This window comes from Paenibacillus massiliensis 2301065 = DSM 16942, from assembly GCF_000377505.1.
Lineage (GTDB): Bacteria > Bacillota > Bacilli > Paenibacillales > Paenibacillaceae > Paenibacillus > Paenibacillus massiliensis.
On the sequence record NZ_KB898188.1, the window covers coordinates 257,756 to 276,979 of the forward strand.

The 19,224-nt window shown below is 48.8% G+C and carries 17 protein-coding genes; 6 read left to right on the top strand and 11 right to left on the bottom strand.

The features are described 5' to 3' along the window. Positions 1-163 precede the first annotated feature (163 nt). The 6 genes from D328_RS0110035 to D328_RS0110065 form a co-directional block, all read right to left on the bottom strand. Positions 164-1,933: a carboxylesterase/lipase family protein gene (locus D328_RS0110035; protein ID WP_018884866.1), complete on the bottom strand. Its 1,770-nt coding sequence runs from the start codon at positions 1,931-1,933 to the stop codon at positions 164-166. Between the two features lie 555 nt (positions 1,934-2,488). Continuing rightward, on the bottom strand, positions 2,489-3,190 hold the full coding sequence (locus tag D328_RS0110040; protein WP_018884867.1) for a YceI family protein: 702 nt from the start codon (positions 3,188-3,190) through the stop codon (positions 2,489-2,491). Between the two features lie 140 nt (positions 3,191-3,330). Continuing rightward, positions 3,331-4,938, bottom strand: coding sequence for a DUF1593 domain-containing protein (locus tag D328_RS0110045; protein ID WP_018884868.1), 1,608 nt, complete (start codon positions 4,936-4,938; stop codon positions 3,331-3,333). 251 nt (positions 4,939-5,189) lie between these two features. Next, positions 5,190-5,588, bottom strand: coding sequence for a hypothetical protein (locus D328_RS0110055; RefSeq protein WP_018884870.1), 399 nt, complete (start codon positions 5,586-5,588; stop codon positions 5,190-5,192). A 43-nt stretch (positions 5,589-5,631) separates the two neighbouring features. Beyond that, positions 5,632-7,215: a protein adenylyltransferase SelO gene (locus tag D328_RS0110060; RefSeq protein WP_018884871.1), complete on the bottom strand. Its 1,584-nt coding sequence runs from the start codon at positions 7,213-7,215 to the stop codon at positions 5,632-5,634. Positions 7,216-7,335: 120 nt separating this feature from the next. Beyond that, positions 7,336-7,596 (bottom strand): hypothetical protein, encoded by a 261-nt coding sequence (locus D328_RS0110065; protein WP_018884872.1) that lies wholly within the window; start codon positions 7,594-7,596, stop codon positions 7,336-7,338. A gap of 160 nt (positions 7,597-7,756) precedes the next feature. Here D328_RS0110065 and D328_RS0110070 point away from each other — a divergent pair, with 160 nt between their 5' ends. After that, complete coding sequence (locus D328_RS0110070) at positions 7,757-8,392, top strand: YfbR-like 5'-deoxynucleotidase (RefSeq protein WP_018884873.1); 636 nt, start codon at positions 7,757-7,759, stop codon at positions 8,390-8,392. 100 nt (positions 8,393-8,492) lie between these two features. Here the strand turns inward: D328_RS0110070 and D328_RS0110075 are convergent, their stop codons facing one another. Together D328_RS0110075 and D328_RS0110080 are read right to left on the bottom strand one after the other, a co-directional pair. Continuing rightward, the gene (locus D328_RS0110075; protein ID WP_018884874.1) at positions 8,493-10,004 is read right to left on the bottom strand and encodes an MDR family MFS transporter; all 1,512 of its coding nucleotides are present in this window, start codon (positions 10,002-10,004) and stop codon (positions 8,493-8,495) included. A gap of 287 nt (positions 10,005-10,291) precedes the next feature. Further along, on the bottom strand, positions 10,292-11,110 hold the full coding sequence (locus D328_RS0110080) for an endonuclease/exonuclease/phosphatase family protein (protein ID WP_018884875.1): 819 nt from the start codon (positions 11,108-11,110) through the stop codon (positions 10,292-10,294). Between the two features lie 390 nt (positions 11,111-11,500). Here D328_RS0110080 and D328_RS0110090 point away from each other — a divergent pair, with 390 nt between their 5' ends. Then, positions 11,501-13,249 (top strand): methyl-accepting chemotaxis protein, encoded by a 1,749-nt coding sequence (locus tag D328_RS0110090; RefSeq protein WP_018884877.1) that lies wholly within the window; start codon positions 11,501-11,503, stop codon positions 13,247-13,249. 123 nt (positions 13,250-13,372) lie between these two features. On the opposite strand, the gene D328_RS31200 is transcribed toward D328_RS0110090, so the two are convergent. After that, positions 13,373-13,543 (bottom strand): hypothetical protein, encoded by a 171-nt coding sequence (locus D328_RS31200; protein WP_018884878.1) that lies wholly within the window; start codon positions 13,541-13,543, stop codon positions 13,373-13,375. Positions 13,544-13,743: 200 nt separating this feature from the next. On the opposite strand from D328_RS31200, the gene D328_RS0110100 reads away from it, so the two are divergent. Next, complete coding sequence (locus D328_RS0110100; RefSeq protein WP_018884879.1) at positions 13,744-14,304, top strand: GNAT family N-acetyltransferase; 561 nt, start codon at positions 13,744-13,746, stop codon at positions 14,302-14,304. A 100-nt stretch (positions 14,305-14,404) separates the two neighbouring features. Here the strand turns inward: D328_RS0110100 and D328_RS0110105 are convergent, their stop codons facing one another. Both D328_RS0110105 and D328_RS0110110 read right to left on the bottom strand, forming a co-directional pair. Then, on the bottom strand, positions 14,405-15,826 hold the full coding sequence (locus tag D328_RS0110105) for a sensor histidine kinase (protein WP_018884880.1): 1,422 nt from the start codon (positions 15,824-15,826) through the stop codon (positions 14,405-14,407). A gap of 78 nt (positions 15,827-15,904) precedes the next feature. Then, positions 15,905-16,633 (bottom strand): response regulator transcription factor, encoded by a 729-nt coding sequence (locus D328_RS0110110; protein WP_018884881.1) that lies wholly within the window; start codon positions 16,631-16,633, stop codon positions 15,905-15,907. Positions 16,634-16,805: 172 nt separating this feature from the next. Between D328_RS0110110 and D328_RS0110115 the strand changes: the two genes are divergently transcribed. Genes D328_RS0110115 through D328_RS0110125 form a run of 3 tightly spaced genes read left to right on the top strand, consistent with a single transcriptional unit; the run spans position 16,806 to position 19,221 of the window. After that, entirely contained in the window at positions 16,806-17,726 is a 921-nt protein-coding gene (locus D328_RS0110115; protein ID WP_018884882.1) for an ABC transporter ATP-binding protein, read from the top strand. Beyond that, the gene (locus tag D328_RS0110120) at positions 17,720-18,478 is read left to right on the top strand and encodes an ABC transporter permease (RefSeq protein WP_018884883.1); all 759 of its coding nucleotides are present in this window, start codon (positions 17,720-17,722) and stop codon (positions 18,476-18,478) included. The genes D328_RS0110115 and D328_RS0110120 overlap by 7 nt, the downstream gene beginning before the upstream one ends. Before the next feature lie 14 nt (positions 18,479-18,492). Then, positions 18,493-19,221: an ABC transporter permease gene (locus D328_RS0110125; RefSeq protein ID WP_018884884.1), complete on the top strand. Its 729-nt coding sequence runs from the start codon at positions 18,493-18,495 to the stop codon at positions 19,219-19,221. Positions 19,222-19,224 lie beyond the last annotated feature (3 nt).

Consider the following 19,224-nt stretch of genomic DNA (forward strand, 5'->3'; position numbering starts at 1 on the left):
CTACAATGATAGGATAAGCCCATTTTTATGATAGTCTATGCATATTCATGTAACCCTCCAGCATATACAAAAAAAACGACACCCTCTATTAAGAGAATGTCGTTTGTTGTAATAAGCTATTCGGTTCGGCTGAGCTGCAGGCTACGTAGCTGCTTCGGCTGAATTAATAATCCCAGAAGAAACGTCCCTTCAGTACATCTTCTGTCAACAGTTTGTAGGTATCCTCAGGAAGCTCTTTCTTCATTTTCTCCAGCACAGCTTCCTTGTCACCATTGTAATCCTCTGACATGCCGAAGATCGCTTGTTCTTTGTCACCGTCGAATTTCATGATGCGTTCCTTGCCATCCTCAGCAGTCCATGGTGTCCATGCCTCAAGATCACCAGTAGCACCCGTGCCCGGATTACCTGTGTACAGGAATTGCTTCAAGTAGGAATTCATCACAGTCGACAGCTCGAGACGTCCTTGGAGATTGTCCTCAGTGAAGTATCCTTGTGGGAAGTAGGACGCGATGCCGTCAGCACGACCCGTGTAGAAGTCCAGATCAGCTCCGTGCGGAGCACCCAGCAGCGTATGGAGACGGTCAGAAATCAGGCCCTCTTTGGCTCCCCATGCGAAGCGATATGCATATACCGAAGGTTGACCCTCTACAGCCGTCAGACGCTCTGCCACACGCTCGGCATTAAAGCCAGCATACATTTCACTACCATACTTGAGAGCTGCTGCATATTGCGCCCCCTTAGTAGAATCGGTGAACAGGGTTCCGTCATTAATCGAAGGAGCGAAGTTCGGATCACCAAAGGCAAATCCGGAGAATTCTGTCTCCAGGCTGCCCAGCAATACAGGGACCTTATTATAGTTGCCTTGATCCAGAGCATCAAAGCCTTCCTTTGGAATTACGGTACCGTCACGGAACAGATGCGGGAACGGCTCCATACGAATCGCTGTGCTACCGAAGGCTTTGACAAGACGATCAGCCGAGAGGGAGCGAACGTACGCATCCATTTGGCTGGAGGACAGCTTGCTAATCCATGCCTTGGCATTATCCAGAGAGTTCGCTTTGCCATCCTCAAGCGCCAGCTGTGCGAGTACTTCCTTGGATTTGCGCTCTCCATCCTCTGGAGCTGCTGTGGTCAGACCGCCACTGAACGCGATAGCCTTGTGGTACAGCCCTGTGCCCAGCGGAGAAATCAGTGCCGCCAGTACGTCCCGTGCTCCGGCAGATTGCCCAGCTAGTGTGACGTTATTCTTGTTACCGCCGAAGCCTTCAATGTTGTCCTGCACCCACTCCAATGCGCGGAACATATCGAGTAAGCCGTAGTTGCCCGAGTCGTCGAGAGCATTGCCCGTAGCGAGCTGGCTATTCTTGAAGAAGCCCAGAGCTCCCAGTCTGTAGTTCACGGTGATAATGATGCTGTTGGTGCTGCGAGCCAGCTTTTCCCCTTGAAAATCCTTACCGGAGCCAGTCATATTAGCACCGCCATGGAAGAATACCATAACGGGCAGGTTCGTCTCTTTCGTGTCTGGGCGCCAAATATTCAGGTAGAGAGAATCCTCGCTACCCACGGTTTTCTGACCGGAAAGCTGCAGACTGTTCGAGGCAAACGTCTTGGCTGCACGAATACCTGTCCATGCTTCTGGCTCACGCGGTGCTTTCCAGCGCAGCTCACCTACTGGAGGTGCAGCATACGGTACTCCAAGCCAACCCATTGTGCTATATACATCATTGGTAACCCCATCAATCAGACCATATTTGGTCTGTTGGAGCGTATTATTTTGGAAGCCTGCATTCTGAAGCTTGTATACACCTGCATCCGCTGCATTCGTTACGGCAGTCAAACCAGTGTGTGCTGGAATTGATCCTGCCACCAGACCGAATACTGTAGCTACTACTGCTGTACGTTTCAACAACGCTTTTGTCTTTTTGCTCTTCATCAAGTGATTTCCCCTCGCTGCAATGTTTTGTGTGAATATATAAAAAAACCTGAATTAAGTGAACTTCCATAGCCATCACGTCAACGCTACAGATCTTCAGCTCAATTCAGGTTTTGCCATAAACGTAACAATCCTGATCGAATTTAATAACACATATATTGTAAAAATATACAGTTAAAATAAGTCCTATTCAATTCATTTATACAGGGTTTTGCCCGCCATTAAGCGGTTACAATCCTTTTATTAATTTCATGTTAACATATTAATAAAACGTTTGCAATCATAAATATACAAGCTCAACAGAGATAGTCATCTTCGTCGTCAGGCTTATTCTAATGGCTTATTAGCACGATTTGCTCACCGTTGCTCAGATGCTTGATACTTTTCTTTTATTGGTATATTTTAGGATATATTAAAACATTTATCTCAGTAATATCCGGTTACTAATTTACATAAACACTGATGATATTCATCCAATAGTCTGATAAATATCAGAACTTACAAAAAGGGGGGACGTCCCTTCCTGAATGGAAGGTCATCCCCTCTAGCACGCATTTATTTAGTAAGGATAAGCTCAAGCTGAACCGTGAACTCATTCTCGGTCTCAAGCACAACATTATGAGGGTTCGTCAGTCCGAAGTCAGAGAACGTAACCTTCGTGGTACCAGACAGCATCAGCTTGCCTTCATTGTACACGGCCTGACTTTGGAACACGACGTCCTTATCTACGCCCTTCACAGTCAATACGCCATTCATTTCAAATGGTACCGCAGTACCTTCAGTCCACTCTTGTGGCAGCTCCGAGAAGGAGGTCGCCTTGAAGGTCGCTTCAGGATATTGGCTGATATCCAGGAAGTCCGCCGCCTTCACATGCTCGTCCCGCTGCTCATTACCAGAGCTGAGTACGCTCAGATCTACGGTGCCCTCACCCGTGCTGGCAGAAGGATCATTCACGTTCAACGTCCACTTTCCTGTAACCGCAGCATCCTCAAAGTTAACCGTCTCCCGGGAAGTCGTTACTGACCAGTACACCTTGGAGCCCTCGGCAATGTTCCAGTCTCCATTGATCTGATCAGCTTGTACTGCTGTGCTTCCAGAGGCTGCTTCCGTTGATGTCGGCTGCGATTGAGCCGGAACCACGGATTGAATCTCTACATTGTTGCCCAGCGATTGGTTCATGACGTTATAACCGATGATACCTCCACCGATAATGACGACTGCTCCAATACCTATAATCCATTTTTTATTGTTTTTCATGGAATTCTCCCCTTCACGTAATCTCCTCATCCTAGTCATATCATGATATTGAGATATCAAATTTTAGGACATGAGCAGATTGTAGCAAATGTTTGTGTCAGGAAGATGTCAAAATACGGTGAATGTGCTAATATCCGATTTTATTTTACGGTGATAATCACACGCTGATAGTGCTTCAACGGATGCTCCCCGTTATCTTGGACCTCTGCAATGATATGAATGGTATCACCCGACTTCGCATTGGCAGGGACGGTAAAGCTTACTTTCTGCGTATCGCTGCCTTCCAGCGAAATCGTATCCGTCTTCTCGTCAGGACCAAGCTCACGAGCCAGGCTTAATTGTAAGCCGCCCATCACCACAGGCTCAGCCTTCGTCGTCACCTCGCTATCCTGATAGGTGTCCGCTTCGAAATATCTCCACCATTTGTATGTCAATGTATCGCCATCCGGATCACTGCCCTCAGCCGTCAAAGTAACCTTCTCACCTGGTGCTGCCGTGAGATCCAGTCCTTCCTTAATGGTCAGCTTCGGATTATGGTTGGCATTCTCATACTCCGGTGTAATCGCCCAATCGGCACGAGCCGCAAAATCATTCTGAATATCATCGAACCAGCGCATCAGCGAATACTCTGCTTCATACTTCTTCGTATAGATATCGTAATCCAATACGTTATTTCTATACAGCTTATCGCTCACTGTACCAAAACGTCCTCCCCAGCCTCCGTAGCTTGGATCTTCCATGCTGCGCAGCCCGTTGTCAATCAAATAGAAGAAGGAAGGAGAATCGCCCTCGGAAATGAAATCATAACGCTTGTACTCTGGATTATTCTTAAGATAGGCCTCTGCTCCGCGCTGCTCCTCATCAAGCTCGCCTTCAATGATGTTGCCATCACCCATCAAGGCATACATACCCAGTAGCTTGCCGTGTCCATCTTTGATATTCGGGAACATCCAATCTCCCTGCAGCTTGCTGTTTACTTCATCGGGATGAAGCTTCCACGCATAGGCGAAGTGCCAGAAGTTGGACTGGTCATTGATGATGCGAATATCTGGCCAATTCTTGGCAATATATTCATTATAGCTGTCATCTTGATCGAGAATAATGTAGAGGACTACTTTATTGCTGACCTTTTGTCTAATCTGATCCCACTCTGGAGTATCCTTGTACTTCTCTTCGATGGATTTCAGTGCTCTAGCCGTAGTATTCGTACCTCCCCAAGTCTGAACGTACAGATCTCTGGAGTCATCGTCCAGGAACAGATCCTTCAGGAACTCAGAGCCCTCCGTCTCCTTGGTCATTTCGCCTTTGTCGGAGATATTGCCAATTTTCGTCATACTCTTGAGCGTCTCAGGCTCAGGGTAGCCGTCTGCATGCTTGGACAGATTCGGATAGATTTCCCCGTACGCATCCAGCATATCGTACAGCCACTTCGTTCCTGTCCAGCGGAACGGCTCAATGCCTGCTTCCTTGTCTCCGGCATAGTGGTACACCGAGCTAGTCAGCACGATTCCGGCTAGATCCATCTCATTGGAATATAACAAAAAGCGAATCACCGAGTTCATATCATCGACTTCACCATCCGTCGTAATGACTGTTCTCGCTTTCTGGGATTGCTGCTGCGTTGTCTCCTGCTGTGGCGGTTGCGGTACCTGCTGATTGGCCTGCCCCGGTGTACCTGCACATGCACTCAAGCCAACTGTCAGTACTGTACTCACAGCCAGCATATTCCACCATGTATTCTTCCTCATTCGCTCTACCCCTTTTCTTCGATTCTGGATGCTATAAGGATTATTTCCATGTATTCCTTCATTGTTGCATGAAGACAAAAAAACCTGAAAATAAAGCTGCCACTTAAGTGGACAAGCTTATTCTCAGGTTTTGCCTGCATACACAGTTACAATCCTTTAGTGGACAATATAGCACACCCTCTCAGGAATGTAAACGGTTTAATTATAAGTATTCCAAGTTTGAAAGAGATACACTCCTCTTCAAGCTTGGTTTATAAATTCCCAACAATTTCGATTCCATCCGCATGCTGTAGTGCTGCCCTAGCCCAATCTATAAAGGTACGTATGAAGCTCTGGGCTTCGGGATCATCGGGATGAAGAGATTCCAGCTCCTCAAAAATGCGAAACCAGACGTCCGCAGGAATCGGATTATCCCAGCAAGCATCAAAAGCTTCATAGCCTTCCCCCGCATACTCTTCATCCAGCGGGTATTGCCGCTTAATTATCTGAATGGGTTCAGTAAAATCCTCATCATAAATAAATATTTGTTCAGCATTCTCTACCGCTAATCCTCCCCGCAAGGGGCAGAACGTATAACCAATACCATTACGTGGCCCTTGGTAACGGAATCGCCAGATGTGATTCCGTTCAGTCTCTGATGATCCAGTCATGTGAATCCCTCCAAGTCTGCTACAGCCTGACCGCCCCACCACGTCACGTGCCGCAGAAGGTCCGATAATTGCACATTGAATCAGGCGGCCCTGCGGTATATTCCTCCTGCGCTGTTGAATAGGCGTATGGCTTCGCCAGCACATCCAGCAGTCGTTCCATAACGCCATGATCACCCTTCATCGCGGCCGCAAGCGCCTCCTCCACGCGATGATTGCGGGGAATGACCGCAGGATTACTGGAGCGCATGAGCTCAAGCGATTGTTCACGTGTCTGCTGCTGCATCGCAAGTCTGCTCTGCCAGCGTGCATACCATGACACGTATTCTGTTGCCTCACCGAGTACAGGCTCTACTGGCTGCTCCAGTGTTAATGCGCGGAAAGTGTTGGTATAATCTGCGTGGTGCTTATGCATGAGCTGCAGCAGATCAAATATCAACTGCTCATCCGCCTCCTTGTGCTCATCATCGACGTGTCCATCATGCTTCGGCTCATCCTGCCCAGTGACGTTCCCGGTAGCAGTCTGTTGTCCATTCTCAGCTGCTGTCTCAACAACCGATTGAGGAGCGAATATTCCCAGCTTGGCTCGCATACCTCGCAGCCAGTGCCCCTGGTATAAGTCCGGGAACTCCTCCAACGTCTCCTGGGCTATTCTGATTCCCTCTTCCTCATCCTCATGAAGCAAAGGCAGCAGCGCCTCAGCTAACCTGGCCAGATTCCAGAGAGCAATATCCGGCTGATTGCCATAAGCATACCGTCCTTGCTGATCAATGGAGCTGAATACAGTCGCAGGATCAAATTGATCCATGAAGGCACATGGGCCATAATCAATCGTTTCTCCGCTTAAGGTCATGTTATCCGTGTTCATAACCCCGTGGATAAAACCGACCAGCTGCCATTGTGCAATCAGAGCCGCTTGCCGCTGGATCACCTGCCGCAAGAGTGCGAGATAACGGGGCTGACCTTCCACTGGTAACATATTCGAATAGTGTCGCAGCCATGTATAATCAGCCAGTGCTCTCAGATCCTCCACACCACCCCAAGCGGCAGCATATTGAAATGTACCGACCCTGATATGACTAGCTGCGACTCGCGTCAGGATCGCACCGGGCAGCTCCTGCTCACGCAGAATCGTCTCTCCGGTGGTCACAACAGCCAGACTGCGGGTAGTCGGAATACCTAGGCCATGCATAGCTTCGCTAATAATATATTCCCGCAGCATCGGCCCCAAGGCGGCGCGACCATCCCCTCCCCGGGAATATGGCGTTCGTCCCGAGCCTTTGAGCTGAATATCAAGTTGTTGCCCCGCAGGAGTCTTATGCTCCCCCAGCAGCAACGCCCGCCCATCACCTAGTCTGTTGAAATGACCAAATTGATGCCCTGCGTAGGCCTGAGCAAGTGGAGCTGTGCCAGCGGGCACCTCGTTACCTGCCAAGGTCCGAACCGCTTCCTCGCTCCTGAGCGCAGCTGGCTCTAGACCAAGGGTAGCGGCATAGCTTTCGTTCAGCACGAATAGCTCCGGGGCACGTACTGGGGTCGGTGCCTGTCTGGTATACATTAGCTCGGGCAGCTTGCCATAGCTATCATGCCAATTCCAACCAACACTCGCTTCTATCTTCTTCTCTGTCATGGGAGCCTCCTTCTATACTAATAATGGACTCTTGCAAATAAGGAACAAGCACTGCTAATCGCCCCTTATTGTACCCTACCTCAACCAAGACAACACATTCACTTCCTGCCTGAGCGTGTTCTACAGCAGGATTGGACGATAAGCCAGTGCTGTGGCTACCACCTCACTGGGTGATAAATCCTCCATGTAGATCAGATTCGATACGTCTGGCATCAATACATTGCGCTGTAACAGCTCCAAATAGTAATCCACTGCTTCCTCACCGTAAGGCTCAAATTCCTGAATACGCCTTACCAATTCTATTAGTTCAGCCTCTCGAATATCCGAGATCTGTACTGCAACCTTGCCCTTACGATAGTCCAACTCTGCCCGCAAGCTCATACTTATCCTCCATTCATGCATTACAAAAAGTAATATTTATACAGTTGAACTGAATTTTGTGTTCTATTAAATGCTCCGTTAATGCTGCGCTAACAAAGACAGTCTAAGATAGGGTGTACCTTATCTGCAACAAAAAGAAAATTAAAGGATGGTATACCCAATGGGCATTCATACGTACTTCAGATCCCTCAATGACTTGGAACGAATCATTCGCTGTCCTGGCAAATTCAAATTCGAGGAGCATAGCGTGTCTGCACACTCCTGGAAGGTCGTACAGTATGCGAAGACACTGGCTGACATCGAAGAGCAGCACGGAGTGAGCGTGGACTGGAAGAAGCTCTACGAGATTACCAGCAGCCACGACTATGGTGAGATTTTTATCGGGGATATCAAGACCCCTGTGAAGCATTATTCCATGGAGCTTCGTTCTCTGCTACAGCAGGTTGAAGAGGGCATGATTGAACATTTTATCGATGAGAATATTCCTGAGGAATTCAAGGCGATCTTCCGCAGACAGCTGCGAGAAGGAAAGGACAGCTCGTTAGAGGGTCGAATTCTGGAGGTAGCTGATAAGCTTGATCAGGTCTATGAAGCATTCGCGGAGCTGCAACGTGGCAACACGGAGAAGGAATTCATCGTGATGTACCGCCAAGCCATTATCAAAATCAAAAGCATTGAACTGCATTGTGTAGACTACTTTCTGGAGCATATCCTGCCTGATCTGGTACACGAGGGCATGCTGTCTCCCATTGATATCAAGCAGATTACTGAAGAAGCCCTCGCCCATCAGCCTTGACTGAGGGGCTTTTTGGCGTGCAAGCCAAGCCCCTCATCTCTAATCCCTTAATTAACAATCCACATGTCTCGGTAACCATACCACTAATCAATGAGCTATACTACGAACCGTTACCTTCTCTGCTGCCTTCTCCACCAACACTTGCTCTACCCATAAATATTACAGCTACTGCAGCTAATGCAATAGGCACAAGAGCGAGCAGGAATACATACGTAATGGAGTCGGACATAGCCTCCACGATGACGCGAAGCACCTGTGGTGGAATCTGCGCACGCACCTCAGGCTGGAACACCTGACGCAAATCTCCGAATTGCGACATATCCGCTCCGTCCTGGCCTGCAAATGCCTCCGTAATTCGCTTGGTCAGCACGCTCCCCTGAATTGTTCCGAAGATCGTAACTCCGAGCGTCATTCCGAGCGAACGCAAGAACGAATTCGTAGAATTGGCAGTTCCGCGATAGCGTGGCTCCAGTTGATGAGCAGAGGCTGTTGGGAGCAGCGAGAATGAGAAGCCCACCCCGAACCCCGTAAGAGCCATATACAACGTCAATGCACCACGTGAGGTCTCTGGCGACATGAAAGCGAGCAGGAGCATCCCAGCGAAAAAGGCTACCACCGAAATGGTCATAAGACGACGGAACGTAGTTTTCGTCTGAAATATTCCCCCAATCGAACTCCCCGCCACAGAGCCCAGCATCATTGGGGTGAGAATAAAGCCTGCATTGGTCGCCGATCCGCCATACACCGCCTGCACAAACAGCGGGATATAGACCGTCAGGATAATGAAGGTCCCCCCATATAGAAATGCCAGTGCTTGAGCCGAAGCAAAGAGAGGCCGCTTGAATAACCAAAATGGGAGAATCGGGTCCGATGCTCTACGTTCAGCCAGGAAGAAGATTATAGCAAACAGTAGGAAGATAGCGAACAACCCAATGATCACGGGAGAATTCCAATCGTATGTACCGCCACCCAGTTCCAGCGCGAACATCAGACTTACAACAGCAATGACCAGTGTGATGGCACCGATCCAGTCAATCTGCTGCTTATGCTGTGAAGTTGATTCTCGATAAAAGGGTATCACCAAAGCCAATGACAGCAATCCAATCGGAACATTAACATAAAAAATCCAATGCCAACTGATCGTATCTGTAATATAGGCACCAAGCAATGGACCGAGCACACTGGACAAGCCAAATACAGCTCCAATGAGACCTGTCATCTTTCCGCGCTGCTCTGGCGGGAAAATATCGAATATAATCGTGAAGGCAATCGGCATGAGCGCACCGCCACCAATCCCCTGAATCGCCCGAAACAGACTGAGCTGTGTCATCGACTGGGCGAATCCGCACAGCACCGACCCAACAAGAAACACGATTAAGCCAAAAACAAAAAAGCGCTTGCGACCGTACATATCCGACAGCTTGCCGAAAATTGGCATCCCAGCCATCGTGGCTACCATATAAGCCGACGTAACCCAGATGAATTGGCTAAGTCCACCAAGATCGGCCACAATAGTACCCATGGCTGTCGCTACAATCGTATTATCCATAGCGGCCATCAAAATACCTAGCAGCAAGCTCGCTACGACCCACTTTCTATGCTGTTCAATCATCGCACACCAGCCTTTTCCTTAAATATTGACACGATAACATTTCAGGTATCCATTATATTGAACCCAGCCTACTATGTCACTGATTACTTATTACACCATAGTCAAGACTCATAATCCTCTTCAGGCAGTATAGACAAAATTCAATGAACTTATGAACATGACGGCAAATGAAACAACGACAAACACAACAAGGGCATAAAGCTCAAATGCATTATCATTTAAGCCTTACACCCTGGCTGCTACTCATCGCAAGCTCGTCCACTTCCATCAACAATACAGCAATATTGCTACAGTTCCACGGCAACTCCGAAATGGTCAGAGACCACCTCACCATGGATTCCGTTCATGACGACTGTGGAGGACTTCGCCTTGCGCGCCTCCCGCGAGAAAATGTAATCAATGCGAAGATCCTGCGTATTGCCCTCCCAACCACCAATGGATTTCGTAACTGTAGCTCCTGCATCCTTGATCTCAGCGGCAGTATACAAGTCACACCAGCCTTTGGACATCATGTAGTCATAGCCCTCACCCGAGAGTTCAGCTACATTGTTAAAGTCACCCATAAGGAACATGGCGTCCCCTGTATAATTTCGTAAAATAGCCTCTACCCGATCCCATTGAGGGCGGAACGGCTCTTCCTCATCATGCCACCATCCCAGATGTCCATTCACAATCCAGGTGTGGACACCTTCAATTGTCGTGCTGGCGCCAAGTATTTTGCGGGTCTTGTAATTGTTATATACCGTTATACCAGACACATGCTCACAGAAAGTCTCACCAATAGGTGTCCGACTAAGGAACGCCAATCCCTCATCATAGCGGAGCTTACCTGTGTGCACAGGGGCCCATGTCCAGTAATAATCAGCTTTGAGCTGCTGCTGTACAAGATATGCATAATTATTCGCTCTTATGGGCATAGAGGAATCTGTTACCACGAATTTCCCTAGCTGCTCCAACGGAACAACTGGCTCCGTCTTCATTTGATTGACCTCTTGGAATGCAATCACATCGAATTCATGCTCGTTAATGAAATCAGCCATGTAAGTAATCTTGGCCAATTGATCCTCTTCAAGCCAGGAGTGCGTGTTCAGTGTCAATAACTTCAAGCCGTCTCACCTATCCTTTGGGTGTGAATCATCTATATTCATATAGTACAAGTATAACACACACCCTTACAGCAGAAGCGTATATCTCGGCATCTGCAAGCTCTGCAGCTACCTACCTCTCGCTGATCTGACTTTGCCCTAAGTGGGTATTCAGTAAATCCGGGTTGGAATTATATACAGTAGCTATTCCTTCAATATCATGGTGCTGAGCACGTTCAACACTAAAATCATCCGATGCAAACACTTTCATTACCTCCTTGTTAAGTGCACCGATTTTATTAATTATGTAAATTTTAGATTATTTCCGACATGAAACTATACAAAACTACAAATTTTCTGTCGATATATATATTCTGTACAGTACTGTTAATCGTCCAAGGAGTGGAGACTATGACAAGCAAAGCTTTACCAAAAAAAGAAGGACAGTCCAAAGTGAAATACAGTATCCGAATGAAGTTAATAACCGGTTTTATGCTGGTCGTTGTACTGCTCGCCGGAGTTAGTGTGAATTCACTTATGCAGATCAATCAAATGGACGACAATTCCACACAAATCGACGAGAAATGGATGCCTCTGGTCGCGCTGCTGGGAAATATGAATGGCGATGTCTCTGACGTGGATCGGCTGGCCTTGACGCTGGCTATTCAGACGGATGCCGACGATATCGCACAGACCGATCAGACGCTAAGTGCTGTGCTGTCCAGGCTTGATGAGAGCAGTAAGCAATTAGCTGCGCTAATTGAAGGAGCTGATCCCGAAATTACCAAGCTTTTCGAAGCTTACACCTCTAATTTTAATGCCTACAAAGCAGAACTACCTAAATTTCTTGAATTATCCAAAAACAATCAAAACGAGGAAGCGCTGGAGATCCACGAAAGAATATATCCAGCCTGGTACACAGCTAATGATTCCATAGTTCAGCTAGTCGAATTAGGGGCTACGAACTCCAAGAAGATCACGACATCATCCTCAGAACTGACCAGCTTTGCCTATCAGGCTATCCTTATAGCCACCATTATTGTGTCTATTCTGGCAGTCGGCCTTGCCATTCTGATCTCGATCCTTATTTCCAGACCGATTCAGTTGATCAATAAGGCTGCTCAAATGGTAGCTAACGGCGATCTGACGAATGAACCGATCGTGTTGCGTAACCGTGATGAATTAGGGGTTCTTGCAAGCTCTTTCAATGAGATGACTAGCAACCTGAAACTCATGATTCAATCTGTCACGGATACAACTACCCAGATTACAGCCTCTTCCGAGGAGCTTCTGGCTAGTGCCGAGCAGAACTCAAGGGCATCTCAGCAAATTACAGAGCAAGTCGAGGAAATGTCGCTGAGCGCTTCGGAGCAAACGAATGTTGCTGAGCGTTCTTCCCAGGCGATGGGTGAAATGTCGATTGGAACCGATCAGATCGCTCAATTGGCGCAAAGCGTATCTGTGGCTGCTGTCGATGCCGCTACACAATCTACCAGCGGGAATGAAATCATTACACATGCTGTAGATCAAATGAGAACAATCCGCGACTCTATCACCTCTCTCAATGAGCTGGTGACTGGACTAGGGGTACGTTCCGCCGAGATTGGTTCGATCACGGAAGTGATTAATAACATTGCAGGTCAGACCAATCTGCTTGCTCTGAACGCTACAATAGAAGCGGCTAGAGCCGGAGAACATGGACGTGGCTTTGCTGTCGTCGCGAATGAAGTTCGCAAGCTGGCTGAGGAAGCTGCCACCTCATCCCAGAAGATCACATCGCTCGTACAGTTAATTCAGAATGACACTCATAAGGCTGTGCAGGCTGTGCAATCGAACAACCAGGAAGCCGAATCCGGAATTCAGGTGATTAACGAAGCGGGACAAGCCTTCGGACAGATCTCTGCGGCTGTCAACAAAGTAGCCAGCGAGATTGAAGAGGTCTCTGCCAGCTCTGAGCAAATGTCCGCCAGTACAGACGAGGTCGTTCGTAATGTCGATCAGGTAGCCGAGATCGCCAAGAGCTCGGAAGAGAATGTGCACAGCATCTCGGCAGCAACCCAGCAGCAGCTGGCATCCATGGAGGAGATCACTGCTCTTGCAGGCTCTCTGTCCAGTGTCGCCGAGGAACTGCAAATGCAGGTCAGCAAGTTCAAGCTATAAGGCCTGCTATAGGCTCAGCTACTAATAAGCTACTAATAAGCTACTAACTTCAAATAGCCTTATCCCTTCATTCGGGTTAAGGCTATTTTAATAGGGTTCGAACTCTCCCATTGCAGGACCACACTACAATTTCAGACCGTTCTCTTTATCACGAATGTAGATATCGAGCGCTCTGATTCCACGTTGAGCAAGCTGAATAAACAGAATCAGAGCGTATATGCCCAGACCTCCAAAGACAAGGGTAAAAATAATACTGATCAAGGAAATGATACCGAAGCCAGCACTAACATTCATATAATCTCTCCTTTCTCCCCAAGCTTAATATATAATACAATTATTGCCAACCCTTGATAATCATAATAAAATATGCAGGTAGAGTAGATTCACAATCTACCCACAAATCGTTATACCCAATTTCATTCGACTTCATTTTTTTTATTCGACTTCATTATCGTTTTGTTTTGCCACATTCCCAGCTATGAGGAGACTTACTTATGTTAACTACAGACAATTTATTTATGGGCCCTAAGCTGAAGCTAACCACTGCCCGAGCCGATGATATTCAGACCATGCTAACCTGGAATGAGGACCCGGAATATTTGCGTCATGTCGATACGGAAGCGGCTATCCCCTATTCGGAGAGACAATTGGAGGGAGAACAGGATTCCAAGGATCGCGAGGTCTATTTCCGCTTGAGAACCCGGACGGAGGATGAGCTGATAGGCTTCGTTGTTATTCACAGTATCGAATGGAACAATCGTACAGGGCAGCTCGCCATTGGGATTGGACTGTCCAAGCACCGCAATCAAGGTTATGGCACAGAAGCACTTCACTTGATTCTTAGATATGCATTTTATGAATTGAACCTTGATCGGGTAGGCTTGGACGTCATCTCGTATAATGCCAAAGCTATTCGCGCCTACGAGAAGGCTGGCTTCCAGCAGGAAGGGTGTGTACGTTCTGCCGTGTACCGGGATGGGCGGCGATATGACCGTATCCTAATGGGCATGCTGAGATCCGAATGGGAAGCACAGCAGCAGACTCCAGATAAGTAGGCTTAATATAAGTACAACTAAGTCAGGTATTCAGATACCCGACTCAGGATAAATCGAATCAAAGTAACACCCACTACTATTGCCTCTGTAATAGCTTGGACTACAGAGTGTACTGATGCTCCCAGCACGGGAGCATCAGTATAGCTCGAAGTCCCCCTCCTTCCTCGTTCTCCAGGACAAGTCTCCCTTGGTGAGCCTTGGCAATCTGCGCCGCCATCGGCAGCCCTAACCCATGCTCACGGTGTGCCTGCGATTTGTTATACCTGGAGAACGGTAATTGCAGCAGCCAGGGAATTCGGCGCGCTTCAATACCTTGCCCATCATCAGATACCCTGCAGCAGCACATTGTGTCTATCGCATCGGATGCTACATCAGTACTGTTCATCATTAACACTGCAATGGTTATATGACAGCCTTCAGGATTATGGCGAACACTATTGTGAACGAGGTTGGTAATTGCCCGCAGCAGTAACCTCTCATCTCCCAGCACCTGAACTCCTTCATTTGCTACCTCCAGGTCCACAGTATATTTCCCGTCAAGACCATTATTGATCAGCTCTGTCGCCACACGCCTTGCAATGCGAGAGAGACGTAGTGGCTGTCTATTCAAGGGCTGCATCTCGTATTCAAGCTTCGAGACCAGATTCAGGTCCTGCACCAGCTCCCGAAGATGGACCGCCTGCTGTCTAATGATCACTGCCTGTCTCTGCTGCTCGGGAGGCAAGGCCTCGTTGTCCTCCAGATCACTGGCGTGCCCAAGAATCATGGACAGCGGTGTTCGAATATCATGAGAAATGCCTGCTACCCAGTTCGAGCGCGCCGCATCACGACTCTGGATGGCGTCCTTCTTGTGTCGCAACAGCCGGGAGACGTGATTAATCCGTTCCGCCAGATCAGCTAATATTCCTTTGGTCTCCAGACGTACCTCCCGATCCTCAGCTAGCGCCTGAATCCCTTCTGTTAGTGGACGAATCGACTGAATCAGGCGGGAGCCGATCCATAAGGAGAGCAGCACAGCGAGCAGCATGTTACCTGCAAGAATGAGTCCAAGCTTACTGATCAGACCCTCCACCCAGCTGACGGGAAGAATGTACTGGTATTTGGCGAGACTGTTCCCGGGATAGCCTATTACGACTAGTCCACCAGGATGCTCCCAGGAGAATACGGGATATTCCTGCAAATAGCCTCGCGACCACTTAGCCACATCGGTCAATGAATAGGCCCGCTGCAGATCATCCGGTAATTGATAGCTCCAGCCGATACTGCCATCCTCCAGCACCAGCATGGCCCATACATGCTGCTCAGACAGCAGCTCGCTAGCTGCTGGCCCGAGTGCGTAGCCCTCAGCTCCAGGCTGCAGTTGCTCAGACACCTGTCGCACGAGTGTTGCAGGTGCCAACTCTGTACTCATTCCCTTACTGAACCACACAACAAGAACGATTCCATTGAGCAGCAGCAGCAAGATGGAGATGAGTACTGTCGAGCTTATGAAGCGTCTCAGGATCCTGACGGTGCTTTCCACTTCGGCTCCTCCCCCCTAGTCCTTGTCTGCTTGTCAGCGTCATGCTCACAATTTGAAACGGCTTGATCCTTGTTGTAGTCAACGCACATCTTCTACAGCCCCGTCCTGCACTAGCAATTTGTATCCGAGACCTCTCATGGTCAGAAGATACTGTGGACTTGAGGGAAGCGGCTCGATCTTCTCCCGAATACGGCGAATATGGACCATCAATGTATTTTCATAGCCATAATAGTCGTCCCCCCACGCTGCTTGACAAAGGGCATCATTCGTTACGATTCGATTGCGCTGCTCATAGAACGCTGACAACAGCAACAATTCCTTGGCTGTCAGTGCATATTCCTGTTGGAGCACCCGAATTGTGCCACTCTCCAGATTGACCATTCTCTCTCCCAATTGAAATACAGGACGTTGCTCCCGAACTGGCGGAGCGTAGACCCTACGGAGAACAGCCTTCAAGCGAAGCAGCAGCTCACGCGGCAAGAAGGGCTTGACTATATAATCATCGGCACCCAGACCCAGACCCAGCAATCGGTCCTCATCCTCTCCCCTGGCCGACAGAAATAGTACCGGGACATTGGACATCTGACGAATTGCCATAAGCAGCGAAAAGCCATCACCATCTGGAAGCATGACATCCAGAATCACCAGATCCGGCTTCACCCGCTGAACCATTTCTAAAGCAGCTGTACAGTCCTGGGCGTGATAAATTCGTGCAAAGCCATCCTTGCGCAGGAAGCTCTCTATCATCCCTCGGATGTCCGGCTCATCGTCCACGATCAGCAATTTTTTTTGCTGTAATTCATTCATATATTGATCACCTGTATTACATCATACCGATTTTCTGTGGTCCGTACAGCTTATAGCAGCTTCTCCGCCGACATTTAAGATTGACGTAAGGTTGTGCTCAGGCTCCTGTCAGGGCCGTCAGCTACACTTGAACCATCTTCTTAGAGACCAACAAGGACAGGAGGAAGCACCGATGAGTCTTATTGTGTCAACACGAAAGCTGACCAAGCAATACGGCCGCACAACCGTGGTCGATCAATTGAACCTGGAGATTAGAGAAGGCGAGATTTACGGATTTTTGGGACCGAACGGGGCTGGCAAATCGACGACCTTGAAAATGCTGCTCGGACTGACACGACCTACAGCAGGAGAGGTACATATTTTCGGACAGGATCTGGCCCGACAACGCCAATCCATCCTTCGCCGAATCGGTTCATTGATTGAATCTCCCTCCTATTACAGCCATCTTACTGGCCTGGAAAATATGAAGGTCGTTCAGCAGCTACGACATGGCTCCGATCAGGAAGTGAAGGATGCACTACAATTGGTCAGGCTAGATCGTCAGCAGCACAAAAAGGCGGGGCACTATTCGCTTGGCATGAAGCAACGGTTAGCCATCGCTATGGCTCTTGTAGGCTCACCTCGCTTATTGATTCTGGACGAGCCCACGAATGGATTGGACCCGGCTGGGATGCAGGAAATGCGTGAGCTGATCCAGATTCTAGCCTCACGCTATGGAATGACGATTCTTATATCCAGTCACTTGCTGAGCGAGATTGAACAGCTGGCGACCTCCGTAGGCATCATTCATCATGGCTCTCTTATCTTTCAAGGAAGCGTAGCGGCGCTTCAGGAGCGCAGCAGACCTGATATTCTCCTACACACCCGTAACGATGCCGCTGCGCGGAGGCTGCTACATACGCACGGAATGAATGCCCTCACAGATGATCAAGGGCGCGGTCTGATTCTGGGGCTACTGAGCGATGACGAGATTTCCCAGATTGTACGCTATCTGGTCCATGCTCAGATTGATGTGCTGAGGATTGAGGAACGTAAGAAATCGCTGGAGCATATTTTCCTGGAATGGACCGGAAAGGGGCAGCCGATATGCTAATGCTGCTGAGGGTCGAATTTTTCAAGCTACGACGTCGGGGGGTTCTTCTCTTCGGCATCGGTATGCTCATCATTGAAGTAGGCTGGGCCTTCTCCGCCATTAGCATGTCTATGTCACGGAATCCACAGGTTGATGTATGGGCGTCCCTGATTCTGCTGGTAGCCTCCATGAACAGTCTGCTCCTGCCGCTGCTCTCAGCCATCATGGCCTCCAGGATATGTGATATGGAGCACAAGGGCGATACCTGGAAGCTACTACTAAGTTCGGCCATTCGTCCAGGGCAGCTATATGCTGCGAAATACCTCTGCCTCTGCAGCATCATGCTGGGGATATGTATACTGCAAAGCAGTGCGATGCTCCTCTTTGGTTGGATGATCGACAGCTATGAGCCTGTCCCAGGTGTGCTGCTGCTTCGTTTTTTCTGTGGAACCGTGCTGACCACGGCGACTGTACTCGCCCTTCAGCAATGGGTGTCCTTAGTCGTCCGTAATCAAGCATGGGCTCTCTGTCTCGGCATGCTGGGTGCTTGCCTAGGAATGACTGCCGAATTATTCCCAGCGTCGGTTCGTTCTCTGTGGATCTGGTCGTATTACACCGTCCTTAGCCCGGTAACCAGCAGCTACGTAGACGAGCAGCTGCAATTCATCATCCGGCATGTTCCGGATACTTTACCCACAATCATTGGACTGCTGCTTGGTACAGCATTGCTATACACAGCCGGCCACATACATTTATCCAGGCAATATAAATAGGAGGCGATAAAATCATGCTACTGCGCTGTATTACCGCAGAATGGATGAAGCAGCGACGCTCAGGAATATGGATACTTCTCTCAGCTTTGCCACTGGTGAGCGTATTGATCGGCTGCGCAAACTTCATGCTGAACCAAGGCGTACTGCAGAACGAATGGTACAGTCTCTGGTCTCAGGTGGGATTGTTTTACGGTGAATTCTTCTTTCCTATACTCATTGCCATCGGGGCCTCCTATCTGGGAAGACTGGAGCACAGCAACGAGAACTGGAAGCTGCTGCTGAGCGCCCCAATCCGTCGAGCGTCCATTTGGCTTGCCAAGCTGTTGATGCTTGCTCTATTCCTCGGATATGTCCAGTTGCTATTCCTTATCCTGTATTATGCCGGGGGAAGATGGATCGGACTTCCACCCGGGATGCCCGCTGAATGGCCCAGCTGGATATTCCGGGGATGGGTGGCAGGAATGGCGATCGGAAGTATGCAGCTTTCGTTATCCATGCGTATTCGCAGCTTTGCTGTGCCCATAGGTATTGGGCTATCCGCATGCATCATAGGCTTGGGCTTGTATGTGCTCAAGCTAGGTCTGTTATTTCCCCACTCCCTGCTTACGATTGGGATGGGAGCGTTGAATCAGGAAGCATTAGCCACCGGCACTATGCTAGGATTTTACACGATGTGCATTCTCTACATTGCTGCTCTAAGTACCTTGGCAATCCGACGTCTAGGACGGGGGGACGTGGGCTGATCG

Excerpts from the sequence above, each read along its gene's own strand:
- D328_RS0110040 (WP_018884867.1), bottom strand. The coding sequence starts at position 3,190 with ATGAAAAACAATAAAAAATGGATTATAGGTATTGGAGCAGTCGTCATT.
- D328_RS0110125 (WP_018884884.1), top strand. The coding sequence starts at position 18,493 with ATGCTACTGCGCTGTATTACCGCAGAATGGATGAAGCAGCGACGCTCA.
- D328_RS31200 (WP_018884878.1), bottom strand. The coding sequence starts at position 13,543 with ATGAATGTTAGTGCTGGCTTCGGTATCATTTCCTTGATCAGTATTATT.
- D328_RS0110075 (WP_018884874.1), bottom strand. The coding sequence starts at position 10,004 with ATGATTGAACAGCATAGAAAGTGGGTCGTAGCGAGCTTGCTGCTAGGT.
- D328_RS0110110 (WP_018884881.1), bottom strand. The coding sequence starts at position 16,633 with ATGAATGAATTACAGCAAAAAAAATTGCTGATCGTGGACGATGAGCCG.
- D328_RS0110045 (WP_018884868.1), bottom strand. The coding sequence starts at position 4,938 with ATGAGGAAGAATACATGGTGGAATATGCTGGCTGTGAGTACAGTACTG.
- D328_RS0110060 (WP_018884871.1), bottom strand. The coding sequence starts at position 7,215 with ATGACAGAGAAGAAGATAGAAGCGAGTGTTGGTTGGAATTGGCATGAT.
- D328_RS0110090 (WP_018884877.1), top strand. The coding sequence starts at position 11,501 with ATGACAAGCAAAGCTTTACCAAAAAAAGAAGGACAGTCCAAAGTGAAA.
- D328_RS0110120 (WP_018884883.1), top strand. The coding sequence starts at position 17,720 with ATGCTAATGCTGCTGAGGGTCGAATTTTTCAAGCTACGACGTCGGGGG.
- D328_RS0110055 (WP_018884870.1), bottom strand. The coding sequence starts at position 5,588 with ATGACTGGATCATCAGAGACTGAACGGAATCACATCTGGCGATTCCGT.
- D328_RS0110115 (WP_018884882.1), top strand. The coding sequence starts at position 16,806 with ATGAGTCTTATTGTGTCAACACGAAAGCTGACCAAGCAATACGGCCGC.
- D328_RS0110065 (WP_018884872.1), bottom strand. The coding sequence starts at position 7,596 with ATGAGCTTGCGGGCAGAGTTGGACTATCGTAAGGGCAAGGTTGCAGTA.
- D328_RS0110100 (WP_018884879.1), top strand. The coding sequence starts at position 13,744 with ATGTTAACTACAGACAATTTATTTATGGGCCCTAAGCTGAAGCTAACC.
- D328_RS0110070 (WP_018884873.1), top strand. The coding sequence starts at position 7,757 with ATGGGCATTCATACGTACTTCAGATCCCTCAATGACTTGGAACGAATC.
- D328_RS0110035 (WP_018884866.1), bottom strand. The coding sequence starts at position 1,933 with ATGAAGAGCAAAAAGACAAAAGCGTTGTTGAAACGTACAGCAGTAGTA.